The 13,532-nt window shown below is 72.0% G+C and carries 10 protein-coding genes; 7 read left to right on the top strand and 3 right to left on the bottom strand.

The window, feature by feature from the left end; translation table 11 throughout:
* Positions 1–10: 10 nt before the first annotated feature.
* Positions 11–2,317 carry a glycogen debranching protein GlgX gene (glgX, locus tag ACK8N7_RS09875; protein ID WP_403209949.1) on the bottom strand — a complete coding sequence of 769 codons (2,307 nt, stop codon included), beginning with the start codon at positions 2,315–2,317 and terminating at the stop codon, positions 11–13.
* Positions 2,318–2,472: 155 nt separating this feature from the next.
* Here glgX and ACK8N7_RS09870 point away from each other — a divergent pair, with 155 nt between their 5' ends.
* The 7 genes from ACK8N7_RS09870 to ACK8N7_RS09840 all read left to right on the top strand — a co-directional run bounded on the left by ACK8N7_RS09870 (position 2,473) and on the right by ACK8N7_RS09840 (position 9,483).
* Positions 2,473–3,714: a L,D-transpeptidase gene (locus tag ACK8N7_RS09870; RefSeq protein ID WP_403209951.1), complete on the top strand. Its 1,242-nt coding sequence runs from the start codon at positions 2,473–2,475 to the stop codon at positions 3,712–3,714.
* Positions 3,715–3,924: 210 nt separating this feature from the next.
* Complete coding sequence (locus tag ACK8N7_RS09865; RefSeq protein ID WP_403209953.1) at positions 3,925–5,166, top strand: L,D-transpeptidase; 1,242 nt, start codon at positions 3,925–3,927, stop codon at positions 5,164–5,166.
* Positions 5,167–5,262: 96 nt separating this feature from the next.
* Positions 5,263–6,030: an enoyl-CoA hydratase/isomerase family protein gene (locus tag ACK8N7_RS09860; protein ID WP_031122867.1), complete on the top strand. Its 768-nt coding sequence runs from the start codon at positions 5,263–5,265 to the stop codon at positions 6,028–6,030.
* 266 nt (positions 6,031–6,296) lie between these two features.
* Positions 6,297–6,812: an ATP-binding protein gene (locus ACK8N7_RS09855; protein ID WP_403209957.1), complete on the top strand. Its 516-nt coding sequence runs from the start codon at positions 6,297–6,299 to the stop codon at positions 6,810–6,812.
* 422 nt (positions 6,813–7,234) lie between these two features.
* Positions 7,235–8,023, top strand: a complete 789-nt coding sequence (locus ACK8N7_RS09850; protein WP_500441923.1) for a polysaccharide deacetylase family protein — start codon at positions 7,235–7,237, stop codon at positions 8,021–8,023.
* Positions 8,024–8,132: 109 nt separating this feature from the next.
* Complete coding sequence (locus ACK8N7_RS09845; RefSeq protein ID WP_403209961.1) at positions 8,133–8,348, top strand: EF-hand domain-containing protein; 216 nt, start codon at positions 8,133–8,135, stop codon at positions 8,346–8,348.
* A gap of 88 nt (positions 8,349–8,436) precedes the next feature.
* On the top strand, positions 8,437–9,483 hold the full coding sequence (locus tag ACK8N7_RS09840; protein WP_500441921.1) for a CopD family protein: 1,047 nt from the start codon (positions 8,437–8,439) through the stop codon (positions 9,481–9,483).
* 3 nt (positions 9,484–9,486) lie between these two features.
* Here the strand turns inward: ACK8N7_RS09840 and ACK8N7_RS09835 are convergent, their stop codons facing one another.
* Together ACK8N7_RS09835 and ACK8N7_RS09830 are read right to left on the bottom strand one after the other, a co-directional pair.
* Positions 9,487–10,962: a carboxylesterase/lipase family protein gene (locus ACK8N7_RS09835; protein ID WP_403209965.1), complete on the bottom strand. Its 1,476-nt coding sequence runs from the start codon at positions 10,960–10,962 to the stop codon at positions 9,487–9,489.
* A 43-nt stretch (positions 10,963–11,005) separates the two neighbouring features.
* Positions 11,006–13,291, bottom strand: a complete 2,286-nt coding sequence (locus tag ACK8N7_RS09830; protein ID WP_403209967.1) for an N-acetylmuramoyl-L-alanine amidase — start codon at positions 13,289–13,291, stop codon at positions 11,006–11,008.
* Positions 13,292–13,532 lie beyond the last annotated feature (241 nt).

Genomic DNA, 13,532 nt, shown 5'->3' with positions numbered 1-13,532 from the left:
CCCCTTCCTGTTACGCCGTCACCCGCAGGAGCAGCACCGAGCGGGCCGGGACCGTCATCGCCCTACCGCCTTCGAGGACCGTGCCGGGCGGTTCGGCCTGGTCCTCCCGGGAGGTGTCCAGGACCAGTTCGTACGCCGCCGCCCACGGGGCTCCCGGCAGCTCGAAGGCGACCGGTTCCGCCCCCGCGTGCAGCACCGCCAGGAAGCTGTCGTCGGTGACCGGCTCGCCCCGCGCGTCCCGCCCCGGGATGTCCCGCCCGGAGAGGTAGAGGCCGAGCGTGGCGGCGGGCGCGTACCAGTCGCCCTCCGTCATCTCCCGGCCGTCCCTGGTGAACCACGCCAGGTCCCGCAGCCCGTCCGGCGCCTGGGCCCGGCCGGAGAAGAACGCGCGGCGGCGCAGCACCGGATGGGTGTGGCGCAGCTTCAGCACCCGGGCCGTCAGTTCGGTCAGTCCCCGCCACTCGGGCTGCTCCAGCAGTGACCAGTCCAGCCAGCCGATCTCGTTGTCCTGGCAGTAGGCGTTGTTGTTGCCGCCTTGCGTACGGCCCATCTCGTCGCCCGCCACCAGCATCGGCACCCCGGTGGAGAGCAGCAGGGTGGTCAGCAGGTTGCGGAGCTGGCGGCGGCGCAGCGCGTTGATCTCCGGGTCGCTGGTCTCGCCCTCGGCCCCGCAGTTCCACGCCCGGTTGTCGCTCGTCCCGTCCCGGTTGCCCTCGCCGTTGGCCTCGTTGTGCTTCTGCTCGTAGCTGACCAGGTCGCGCAGGGTGAAGCCGTCGTGGGCGGTGACGAAGTTGACCGAGGCGTACGGGCGCCGGCCGCCCCAGGCGTACAGGTCGCTGGAGCCGGTCAGCCGGTAGCCGAGATCCCGTACGTCGGGGAGCGCGCCGCGCCAGAAGTCGCGCACGGCGTCGCGGTAGCGGTCATTCCACTCGGTCCACAGGGGCGGGAAGGCACCCACCTGGTATCCGCCGTTGCCGACGTCCCACGGCTCGGCGATCAGCTTGACCCGGCGCAGCACCGGGTCCTGGGCGATCACCGCGAGGAACGGGGAGAGCATGTCGACGTCGTGCATCGAGCGGGCGAGCGCCGCCGCCAGGTCGAAGCGGAAGCCGTCGACGCCCATCTCGGTGACCCAGTAGCGCAGCGAGTCGGTGATGAGCCGCAGCACCTGGGGCTGGACCACGTGCAGGGTGTTGCCGCAGCCGGTGTAGTCGGCGTAGCGGCGGGGGTCGTTCTGGAGGCGGTAGTAGCCGCGGTTGTCGATGCCGCGCAGGGAGAGCATCGGGCCGAGCTCACCGGCCTCGGCGGTGTGGTTGTAGACGACGTCGAGGATGACCTCGATCCCGGCGCTGTGCAGGGCGTGCACCATCCGCTTGAACTCGCCGACCTGCCCGCCCGCCGAGCCGGAGGCGGAGTAGCCGGCGTGCGGGGCGAAGTAGCCGATGGAGTTGTAGCCCCAGTAGTTGTGCAGCCCGCGCCGCAGCAGATGGTCCTCGTGGGCGAACTGGTGGACCGGCAGCAGCTCCACCGCCGTCACCCCCAGCCGCGTCAGGTGGTCGATCGCGGCCGGGTGCGCGAGACCGGCGTACGTGCCGCGCAGCTCGGGCGGGATGTCCGGGTGGAGCTTGGTGAAGCCGCGTACGTGGAGTTCGTAGATGACGGAGTCGGCCCACGGGGTCTTGGGCCGGCGGTCCTCCACCCAGTCGTCGTCATCGTGGACGACCACGCCCTTGGGCACGTGGGGCGCGGAGTCCCGGTCGTCGCGCACGGTGTCGGCGACATGCTGCTGCGGCCAGTCCCGGACGTGCCCGTAGACCTCGGGCGGCAGGGTGAAGTCGCCGTCGACCGCACGGGCGTACGGGTCGAGCAGCAGCTTGGCCGCGTTCCAGCGGGCCCCCGTCCACGGGTCCCAGCGGCCGTGCACCCGGTAGCCGTAGCGCCGGCCCGCCCGGACGCCCGGCAGGAAGCCGTGCCAGATCTCGTGGGTCAGCTCGGTCAGCGGGCAGCGGGTCTCGGTGCCGTGCTCGTCGAAGAGGCACAGCTCGACCGCCTCGGCCCCACCGGCCCAGAGCGCGAAGTTGGTGCCCGCCACCCCGTCCGGTCCGACCCGGAAGCGGGCCCCGAGCGGCATCGGCGCCCCGGGCCACACGACGGGGGCCCGGGGCTCGGCGCGCAGGGCTTCCGTGACCTCCACGCGCAGGCCGTTCGAGTCCTCCGTGCGTACGGTGCCGGGTTCGGGGACGCCCGGTGGTTCCCCGGGCCTCACCGCCCTCCCGGCCGGTTCCTGTACTGCCTCCTGCTCGGCTGCGCTCGACACCGTGTCGCCTCCCGCGGCTCATGAGGACGGGCACCGGAAAGGGGGCGCGCGACGTCCCGGCCGCGGCCCTCTCCTGGTAGTCCTTCCCTCTGTTCTGCCCACCGCGGGCCCCGCACTCACGTTTCCCCCGACCGGCCCTGGTCGTTGGGGGAAACGTGAACCACGTAGCGAAGAGCGCACGGGCGGGCTCGGCCGCCGTGCTGACATGGGCAGGACTGCTCACCGTGCTGGTCCTGCTGACCGGATGCACCGATACGAGAGAGGCCCTGCTCAACGGCAAACCGGGCTCTCCCCAGGATGCGATCAGCATCTTTCCCGAGGACGGGGCGAAGGAGGTCGACGCCGAGACCCGGATCCGGGTGAAGATCCCCGACGGCCGGCTGGAGAGCGTCAAGGTGATGCGGATCGAGGACGCCCAGCAGCAGACCGTGGCCGGGCGCATCGCCGCGGACGGCCTCTCCTGGAACCCGGAGCCCGGCGTGGCCCGGCTCGCCCTGGCGGCGAAGTACAGCATCGACGCGGTGGCGGTGGACGCGGCCGGACAGCGCTCGGCCCGCCGTGCCACGTTCACCACGCTCGTCCCCGAGCACCGCTTCATCGGCTACTTCAAACCGGAGAACCGGTCCACCGTGGGGACGGGCATGATCGTCTCCTTCTCCTTCAACCGCCCCATCGCCGACCGCGCGGCGGTGCAGAAGGCCATCCGGGTGACGTCCGATCCGGCGGTGGAGGTCGTCGGCCACTGGTTCGGCAAGGACCGGCTCGACTTCCGCCCGCAGAAGTACTGGAAGCCGGGCACGGAGGTCACCGTGGACATCGGCCTGCGGGACGTGGAGGGCGCCCCCGAGGTCTACGGCAGCCAGGACAAGAAGGTCACCTTCACCGTCGGCCGCTCCCAGGTCTCCCTGGTCGACGCGGAGGCCAAGACGATGGAGGTGCGCCGCGACGGGGAGCTGGTCAGCACGGTCCCGATCACCGCGGGGGCCCCGAAGACGACCACGTACAACGGGAAGATGGTCGTCACCGAGCTGCACGAGGTGACCCGGATGAACGGCGCCACCGTCGGCTTCACGGACAAGAAGGGCAAGGGCGAGTACGACATCAAGGACGTCCCGCACGCCATCCGGCTCACCACCTCCGGCACCTTCCTGCACGGCAACTACTGGGCCGACGAAGAGGTCTTCGGCGAGGAGAACGTCAGCCACGGCTGCATCGGGCTGCGCGACGCGAAGGGCGGCAGCGCCACCACGCCGGGCGGCTGGTTCTTCGACCGGACCCTGATCGGGGACGTGGTGGAGGTCGTCAACTCGAAGGACAGGAAGGTCGCGCCGGACAACGGGCTCAGCGGCTGGAACATGGGCTGGAAGAAGTGGAAGGCGGGCTCCGCCCTGCGCTGACGACGCCTGCCCCGGGCGCCCCCGCCCCGGGGGCGCCCGGCACCCCTCCCCACCTGCACGGCTCTCCCCGCCACTTGGGACGGAACGGTGACATTCCGGAGGGGATCCACCCCGCCCACGGTGTGATTATCTTGCGGTGGAGCGCGTATGAGCAGCGCGCGGGGGATGCGGGCCATGGCGATGCCAGGCCCAGCGAGGGGAGACACCACAGTGAACGTGCAGCCGATATCGGGGGCATCGGCCGGGGGCAGGAAGCGGCGCGGCGGATCGGGGCCTCGGGCCCTGGCCCTGGGCGCCATGCTGTTGCTGGTGACGGCGTGCGGCGGGGACGCGGAAGCGGGAAGCAAGGGCGGCGGCAAGAGCGGCTCGAAGGCGGAGGACACCACGGCCTCGCAGGCGGTGGTGACCATCGCGCCGGAGGACGGCGCGGAGTCCGTGGCGACCAGCGGCGCGCTGAAGATCACCGCCGCGCAGGGCAAGCTGACCACGGTCAAGGTCGCCGATCCCAAGGGCAACGCGGTCGCGGGCGAGATCGCGGCGGACGGCGCGAGCTGGGTGCCGGAGCGGCACCTCGCCGCCGCCACCAAGTACGCGGTGCACGCGGTCGCCAAGGACGCGAAGGGCCGTGAGTCGGCCAAGGACACCACCTTCACCACGCTGGTGCCGGAGAACACCTTCATCGGGCACTACACGCCGGAGGACGGCTCCACCGTCGGGGTCGGCATGCCGGTCTCGATCAACTTCACCCGGGGCATCACCGAGCCGGCCGCGGTGGAGAAGGCCATCAAGGTCACCGCCGAGCCGGCCGTCGAGATCGAGGGCCACTGGTTCGGCAACGACCGCCTCGACTTCCGCCCGGAGAAGTACTGGGCACCGGGCACCAAGGTGACCGTGGAGCTCCACCTGGACGGCGTGGAGGGACGGCCCGGGGTCTACGGCAAGCAGGCCAGGAAGGTGCAGTTCACCATCGGCCGCAGCCAGGTCTCCACCGTCGACGCGAGCTCGAAGCGGATGAAGGTCGTCCGCGACGGCAAGCAGATCAAGGACATCCCGATCTCCGCGGGCGCCCCGGCGACCACCACGTACAACGGTCAGATGGTCATCAGCGAGAAGCTCAAGGTGACCCGGATGAACGGCGACACCGTCGGCTTCGGCGGCGAGTACGACATCAAGGACGTGCCGCACGCCATGCGGCTCTCCACCTCGGGCACCTTCCTGCACGGCAACTACTGGGGCGCGTCCTCCATCTTCGGCAACACCAACACCAGCCACGGCTGTGTCGGTCTGCGCGATGTGCGGGGCGGCTACGACAACCAGACCCCGGCGGCCTGGTTCTACAACAAGTCGATCATCGGTGACGTGGTCATCGTGAAGAACTCCAAGGACAAGCAGATCGCGCCCGACAACGGGCTCAACGGCTGGAACATGGACTGGGAGGAGTGGAAGAAGTAGGACTTCCTCCGCGACTTCCCGTACGACCCCGGCGGGCCCGGTGCTGTGACCAACGGCACCGGGCCCGCCCGCGTTAGCACTGGTTAACCTGCCTGCATGACTGTGACCCTCGAAGTACGCGACAACGTCGGGACCATCCGGCTGGACCGGCCACCGATGAACGCCCTGGACGTGGCGGTCCAGGACCGGCTGCGGGAGCTCGCCGAGGAGGCCACCCGCCGCGAGGACGTGCGCGCGGTGATCCTCTACGGCGGCGAGAAGGTGTTCGCGGCCGGTGCGGACATCAAGGAGATGCAAGCGATGGACCACACGGCGATGGTCGTGCGGTCCAAGGCGCTCCAGGACTCCTTCACCGCCGTCGCCCGCATCCCCAAGCCCGTCGTCGCCGCCGTCACCGGCTACGCGCTCGGCGGCGGCTGCGAACTGGCCCTCTGCGCCGACTTCCGCATCGCCGCGGACAACGCCAAGCTCGGCCAGCCGGAGATCCTGCTGGGGCTGATCCCGGGCGCCGGCGGCACCCAGCGCCTCGCCCGGCTGATCGGCCCGTCCCGGGCCAAGGACCTCATCTTCACCGGCCGCATGGTCAAGGCGGAGGAGGCCCTGACGCTCGGCCTGGTGGACCGGGTGGTGCCCGCCGCCGAGGTCTACGAGCAGGCGCACGCCTGGGCCGCCAAGCTGGCGAAGGGGCCCGCGCTGGCGCTGCGCGCGGCCAAGGAGTCGGTGGACGCCGGACTGGAGACGGACATCGACACCGGGCTCACCGTCGAGCGGAACTGGTTCGCCGGGCTGTTCGCCACCGAGGACCGCGAGCGGGGGATGCGCAGCTTCGTGGAGGAGGGCCCCGGCAAGGCGCAGTTCCTCTGAGCGGGCGCCGGGCGGCCGCCGCGTTCCGGATGCACTTCTGACGCGGATTCATCCCTCCGGGCGGTTTATCCGGGCCTTAAGGCAACCTTAAGGCCCGGTGCCGTCCCCCTGGGGGCAATCCCGCCCGGCTGGTTCATCACCGCAGCTCACCTGGGCCACGAAAGACGCCGTTCTGCCAGCGGCATATGTCAATTGCCCTTTGTGGAATGGGGTGTTCCGGGGGGCGGATTCCCTCGGAACGGCCCCGGAGGGCGGAGTGTGCGTCCATGATGGTGGGCATGGCGGGCCTGGAGGATGTGGATCAGCCGCGACCGCGCAGCAGCGCGACTGCGGCACGCTGGACGTCGGGTATGGACGACGAACAGGCGTTCAAGGCGCTGGAGTTGTTCGGAAATCCGACCGAGGAGGAAGTCCGGCTGCCGTCGCGGCCGGAGTCCGCGGCGACCGCCCGCCGGATCACCTCCTGCGTCGTGCTCCGGCAGTGGGCCCTCTCGCCGCAGACCGCGGAGTACGCGGTGCTGCTCGTCTCCGAGCTCGTCGGCAACGCGGTACGCCACACCGGTGCCCGCGTCTTCGGGTTACGGATGGTGCGCCGCCGGGGCTGGATCCGGATCGAGGTGCGTGATCCCTCGCGCGGGCTGCCGTGTCTGATGCCGGTGCGCGAGACGGACATCAGCGGGCGGGGGCTCTTCCTCGTCGACAAGCTCTCCGACCGCTGGGGGGTGGATCTGCTGCCGCGCGGCAAGATCACCTGGTTCGAGATGCGGATCTCCGACCGCTGACACGTGAGGCCGCGGGGGCTGCGGCGGGTCTCGGGGAGCGCCTCGGGAGGCCCCGGGATGCACAGAAGCCCCCGGTCGGCCGTGGTGCGGCGCTGCGGGGGCTTCTGTGGGGGCCGTGAAATGTGGGGTGTGTTCACGGCCGCTCGTGACGACCTCGGCCCGGGTCAATGGGGGTCGTGGCTCCGACTATGGCAGACGGGCGACCCCGGTGCCAAAGAGGCATGTCGGGTGATTCTCGTGCCAATCGGGCATTTCTTGGCTGAATCGCAGGTGGGGTGGGTCACTCGCCTGGCTTTCAATGCATTCTTATGGCACCCCTCGAATGATTCATAGATCATTCCGGCAATCGGTCAATCGTCATATTTAACCCCTTCCCCCTCTACTGTGTCCCGGGTACTCCAGGGAAGGCGAGGTGGCCGGGCATGGACGGACGCAGGGCGCCGATGCGCCGCCGCGACGCGCTGGGCACCGGGGCCGGACTGCTCACGGCCGCCGCCCTCGCGACGGGCTGCACACGGGGCGACGGGGGCGGGACGACCGCGGCCGCCGGGGCGCCCGCACCCTCGCCCCCGTACGCCTCCGCCCCCGCCGAGCCCCGCCGCTTCCCCGGGCAGCCCGTCCTCATCACCCACGGTCCCCGCGACCGGCCCCGGGTCGCCCTCACCTTCGAGGGCCGGGGCGACCCGGACCTCGCCCGCGCCGCGCTCGCCCGCATCGAGGGGGCCGGGGCCCGGGTCACCGTCCTCGCCGTCGGCAGCTGGCTCGACGCGCACCCCGGCATGGCCCGCCGGATCCTCGACGGCGGCCACGAGATCGGCAACCACACCCAGAACCACCGGGACCTCGCCGCCCTGGACGAGCGCACGGCGTACGAGGAGATCACCGACTGCGCCCGGCGGCTGCGCCGGCTCACCGGCTCCATGGGCACCTGGTTCCGCCCCTCGCCCGGCCCGGCCACCACCCCGCTCGTCCAGCGCCTCGCCCGGCGGGCCGGGTACCCGCACGTCCTCTCGTACGACGTGGAGTCCCTCGACCACCTGGCGAGCGGGGTACCGGCCGTCACCCGCAAGGTGACGGGCGAGCTCCGGAACGGCTCCGTGGTGGGGCTCGGCCTCGCCCGCCCGGTCACCGTCGCCGCGCTGCCCCTGCTCCTCACCGAGATCGGCCGGCGCGGCCTGCGCGCGGTGACGGCCACGGAGCTGCTGAGCTGATGTCACGGGCGGCGCACCGTCCGGGGCTCCACTCCCCGGCCGCCGCTTCCGTCACCCGTACGGCCCGATAATCTGACCCCGACAATCGGCACCACGAAGGGGCGGAACTGTGGCGGACATCGAGTCGGCGCGGACGGCATTCCAGAAGTTCGACGCGAACGGCGACGGGCTCATCACGGCGAACGAGTACAAGAGCGCGATGGCGCAGCTGGGCGACCCGTTCGTCACCGAGACGGTGGCACAGGCGATCATCAACGCCCACGACGCCAACGGGGACGGCCTGCTCACCTTCGACGAGTTCTGGGCCTCGCGGAACAAGGCCTGAGTCGCCGCAGGACCCCCGGCCACGCTGGTCCGGCCGGGGGCCTGCGCCGTTTGCCGTGTGTTCGTCCACCGGAGAGGATCGAGCCGTGATGTTCTCCGGATCTCCCGCCGATCCGGCCGCACGGACCGCTCCGACCGGTCCCGACGCGCCGCCGGCCGCTGTGCCGTCCGACGCGGTGCCCTCCGGTGACGGCTCCGGCAGCCGCTCCCGGTTCCTTCTCCCGGCCTCCCTGGCCACCGCCGCTCTCCTGGCGCTCCTCATGGCCCTGTTCGGACCCGGGCTCGTCGCGCGCGGCACCGGGGAGCTGCGGATACCCGGCGCGGGGCTCACCACCCTGCTCCGAACCGTCCTGTTCACCGCGCTCGCCGTGCACCTCGGCGAGCTGCTCGCCCCGCAGCTCGTCCGGCCGGTCCGCGGCCGCCCCCGTACCGCCGTGCGGAGCTGGTCCGTGTACGCCGCGCTCGCCGGGGCGGCCGTCGCGGCCGGGCAGATCGTCCAGCTCGCCGCCGTCAGCGGTCTCGGGATCACCGAGACGTACGCCACCCGGGACGGCGGGCTGCTCCTCCTCATCGCCAACGGCCTGGTCCTCGCCGCCGGATGCGCCGCGAGCAAGCGTCCCGCCCTGGCCCTCGCCCCGCTCGCCGTCGTCATCGGCGCGGAGGCGATCCGTGCCCATCCGGAGGCGTACAGCCCGGAGATCGGCGCCGCGCTCACCGTCGTCCACCTGACCGCCGCGTCCCTGTGGACCGGAGGCCTGCTCTACGTCCTGCGGACCATGTGGCTCTGGCGCGGGTCACCCGTCGCCGCCCGCGCACTGCTCGGCCGGTACGCGCGCCTGGCGATCTGGCTGTACGTCGCGCTCGCCGCCACCGGGACCGCCTCCACCCTGCGGAGGCTGCCGCTGGACGTGGTGTTCACCTCCGCCTACGGCCGCACCCTGCTGGTCAAGCTGGCGCTGATGACGGTGGTGAGCGCGCTGGCGGTGGCGGCCCGGCGGCGGATGCTCCGGGACACCGACCCGGCCCTCGCCCACCGCCTGGCCCGCCGTGAACAGGCCGTGCTGGGAGCGGTCGTGGTCGTCTCGGCGATCCTCACCGTGGTCCCCGACCCGCACTGGATCTCGATGCGGCCCTAGGCCCTAATCCCGCTTCCGGTACGGCTCCCAGCCCCGCAACTCGTCGTCGCGCGGGGCCAGGACGAGGGCCGGGGCGCCCGGGCCGAAGAACTGCACCGGCCGGGACGTGTCCCAGGACGGCCACCCCGGGTCACCCGTCGTCGCGAAGTCCACCCACGCCCGGTGCATCGCGTCCGCCAGCTCCTGCGGGGCGTCCGGGCCGGTCAGGGCCATGGTGTCGGGGTGGGCGAGGGTGTCGAAGACGAACCCGAGCTCCAGCGCGTGGCAGGCGCCGAGCCGCTGTACGGGGGAGGGCCAGCCGAACTCGTAGACGTGCGTGGACGCCGGGGCACCGGCCCGCGCGTCGGCCAGCCGGTTGAGCGGGAGCCGCAGCAGCAGGTCCGTGGCGAGCGCGCCGAGGATCTCACCGGGTGTGGCGTCGGGGCGGTTGGCCCGGTAGACGCGGGCGGTGGCGTTCGGGACCTTGAACTTCAGCAGGGCCAGGCGGAGCTTCAGCCTGGTGATCCGTTCCGTCAGGCCGCCGGGGACGAACCAGAGCCGGTACTCCTCGGTGTTCGTCCCCATCAGCAGGCCGACCCCGGTGGCCGCGCCCGTGTGCAGCGCCTCGGCCGGGTCCTGGGTCAGCAACTCGCCGTCCACCACGAGCTGGAACGAGTTGCGGCCGGTCAGCGGGTTGCCGCCGCTCGTCACCTCGGTCTGCGCGGTCAGCAGCGCGTGCGGGCCCACGGCGGCCAGCGCGGCGGCGGTGGCGGGGACGCCGAGCCGCTTGGCGATCAGCTCGGTCGTCCCGCGCGCGGCGTCCGGGGTGAGGGCGGCGGGCGCCCCGCTCTGGAGCACCGCCCGCCGGAACAGGCCCGCCGAACGCTCCGTCGCCAGCAGGGCCGCGATGGAGACCGCCCCCGCCGACTCCCCGGCCACCGTCACCCGGTCCGGATCGCCGCCGAACGCCGCGATGTTGTCCCGCACCCACTCCAGGGCGGCCAGCTGGTCCAGCAGCCCCCTGTTGGCGGGCGCGTCCGGGAAGAGTCCGAAGCCCTCGACGCCCAGGCGGTAGTTGACCGAGACGAGCACCACCCCGTCCCGGGCGAACGCCGACCCGTCGTACACCGGCACCGCCGAGGAACCGTGCAGCAGCGAACCGCCGTGGATCCACACGAGGACGGGGAGCCCGTCGCCTTCGGTGGACGGCGTCCACACGTTGAGGTTGAGCCACTCCTCGCCCGGCACCTCCGGGTCCGGCAGCAGCCGGTCCAGCGGCGGGGCGTAGGGCCGCTTGGGGGCCGTAGGCCCGAACACGACCGTGTCGCGCACGCCCTCCCACGGCTCCGGCGGCTCCGGCGCGCGGAACCTCCGCGCGCCCACCGGCGCAGCCGCGTACGGGATGCCGCGGAAGACCGCGACACCCCCCTCCACCGCACCGCGCACGGTGCCCTGCACTGTCCTGGCCCGCGGGGGATTCCCCGCCCCGATGTCGGACATGGTGCGTGCCAACCCCTCTCGCGGTGCGGTGGTGGAGCCTTGCTTACTTCAGATAGACCAGTCCGTCCGTGGTGAGGGCCGGGCGGCCCTTCGTCCCGACCACCACGATCTTGACCGTGTGCTTGGCGCCGGCGGACCAGGACTTCGTCCAGATCGCGTCCCGGTACTTGGTGGCGGAGGACTTCAGATCCACCGTGGCGACCTTCGTGCCGTCGACATAGACGTACGCCTGCCCCGAAGTGGCGGCCCGCGACACCACCCAGGCGGCTGAACGGCCGGTGAACGTCCAGGTCAGGCTGGCGCCCTTGGCGGTGCTGGAGTACGACTTGCCGCCCAGGTAGCTGGCGGAGGACTTCGTCGTCCACGTCCCGGTCTTCTTGGCGGCGGACTCCTGGAGGATGATCGGGGTGCCGGAGACCGAGGCGGCGGCAGTGTTGCCCGCACGGTCGTACGCCGTCATCTTCCAGGCGGTCGCCGCGCCGGACTTCGCGGTGTGCGAGGCGCTGCCCGTCGTCGGGCCGTACGTCTTGGCGACGGGGGCGGTGAGCCGGACCTCCTTGAGGGCGGCGGAGTCGGTGGCCTTCCACGTCAGGGTGAGCGGGACGCCGCCCGTGTTCACCGTGCCGGTGCGCAGTGTGAGGGCCGGCTTGGTGGAGAAGACGGGGGCCGTCCGCTCGGCGACGACCGTGGCCGCGGCCGATGTGGTCACCTTGCCCGACTGGTGGGTGGCCCGCACCTGCACGGAGTGCTTGCCGAGCGGGAGGGTGGCCGGAGCCGTGGTGACGCTGCCCTTGACGGTGGCCACCGGCTTGCCGCCGACGAGCAGTTCGTAACTCTTGACGAAGGAGGCGGGGGTGGTCGCCTTCCAGCCGACGGTGACGGCCGACTTCGTGTAGTACGTGGAGCCGGAGGCGCTCGCTCCGGTCACCGAGGCGATGGCGAGCCCGGTGACGGATCCGCCGGCCAGGGAGCGGATGGCGGGGAGCTGGCCGTAGAGACTACCGCCGGGGCACTGGGTGTTGAACCCGTCCCGGTGTCCGGAGATCTGCTGGAAGGGGTACGCCTCGCCGGCGGCGAATTTCGTCCCGAAGAAGTTTCCGCCCGCGGCCCCGGCGGTCAGCTGGACCGTGCCCGTCGGATCGCCCTGGTACTGGCCGAGCTTCCAGGCGGCGACCCGGGCGACCGCGGTGGTCGCGGCGCTCGCGGCCGCGGTGTCCGTGTGCATGCCGATCAGGGCGATCCCGGAGGTGTCCCGGTTGAAGCCGTAGGTGTGCGCGCCCAGCACGGCCTGGTCCACACCGCCCTTGCGGCCCTCGAAGATCGTGCCGCACTTGTCGACCACGAAGTTGTAGCCGAGGTCCTTCCAGCCGTTCGACTTCACGTGGTACGTGTGCAGCCCGCGCACGATGGCCGCGGAGTCGGCGCAGGAGTATGAGTTGGTCTGCGCGGTGTGGTGGACGAAGACGGCCTTGACCTTGTCCAGGTAGTCCGGCGACTCGCTGTTGAGCGACTCGTCCGCCTGCCAGGCGACCCGCGAGACGATCGGCGGCTGCGGGACCGTGGACGGCGGGCCGGGCGGCCGCGGCGGAGTCGAGGAGGCGCTGGGCGTCGGTGAGGCGGTCGGCGTCGGGGACTCGGTGGTCACGCTCGGCGTGGGGCTCGGGGGCGTCGGTTCGGGGGACTCGGTGGTCGGGGTGGGCGAGGGGGAGGGCTCCTCGGTCGGCTCCTCCGTCGTCGGGGTGGCCGTCGGGGTCTCCTCGCCGGGCGGCGGCTCCTCGGTCGGTGTCTCCTCGACGGCGAACGCGGCCGGTTCGGCGGCGAGCGGGGTGGCGCTGCCGCCCGGGTCGACGGTGTCCAGTCGCAGCCCTTCGGGCAGCCCGGCCTTGACGCCGTCCGCGGCGCTGATCCGGACCTCGACGCCGTTCGAGGGGCCGACCCAGCGCGGTTCGGTGGTGCCCCGGACGCCGGGCCGGCCGGCCTCGGTGCGCCCGTCGATCTCGGTGTCCAGGGGCAGCCAGCCGGTCCATCTGCCGGAGGAGGCGGAGCGGGTACGGGCCTCGACCCGGCCGGTCACCTTGGCGGCGGGGTCGGTCCAGGTGACGCCGAGCAGGCTGAACCGCTCGGTGTCGCGCTGCGCGAGGGAGGCGGAGGCGCCGTCCTCGGAAGTCTTCAGCGGGGTCCGGTACACGTCCGCTTCCGCGGGAGCGGACTTGGCGTCCGCGTCACCGCCGGTGCCGGAGCCGTCCGTCACGCCCTGGAACACCAGGACGCCCGTCACGGCCGCGGTCGCGACGGCAGCCGTGGTCCATATTCTTCGCTGTGATCTCACGTGTGATTTCCCCGGGGACTGTGGTGGAAGACATAGCATTCCGACCGGTCGGTCGCTGACCGGGGGCACGACGCAGTGGTCGGCCCGGCCGGTGGGGCGGCCCGGGACATGCTTGCAGGGGACAGTCTTCCATGTGATCGCTTCCGACCGGACCTGTTCTTTCCCGATCGGTCGCGATGTGATCCGATCGGTGTCCCGGTCCCAGGGGCCTGGAACGCTTTCGCCTTCCAGTCCCCTGGCC

Origin of the sequence: Streptomyces griseobrunneus, from assembly GCF_046713465.1 — a bacterium.
GTDB lineage: Bacteria > Actinomycetota > Actinomycetes > Streptomycetales > Streptomycetaceae > Streptomyces > Streptomyces microflavus.
The sequence above is the reverse complement of the archived record's forward strand: the minus strand, read 5'-3'. Positions and strand labels throughout refer to the sequence as shown.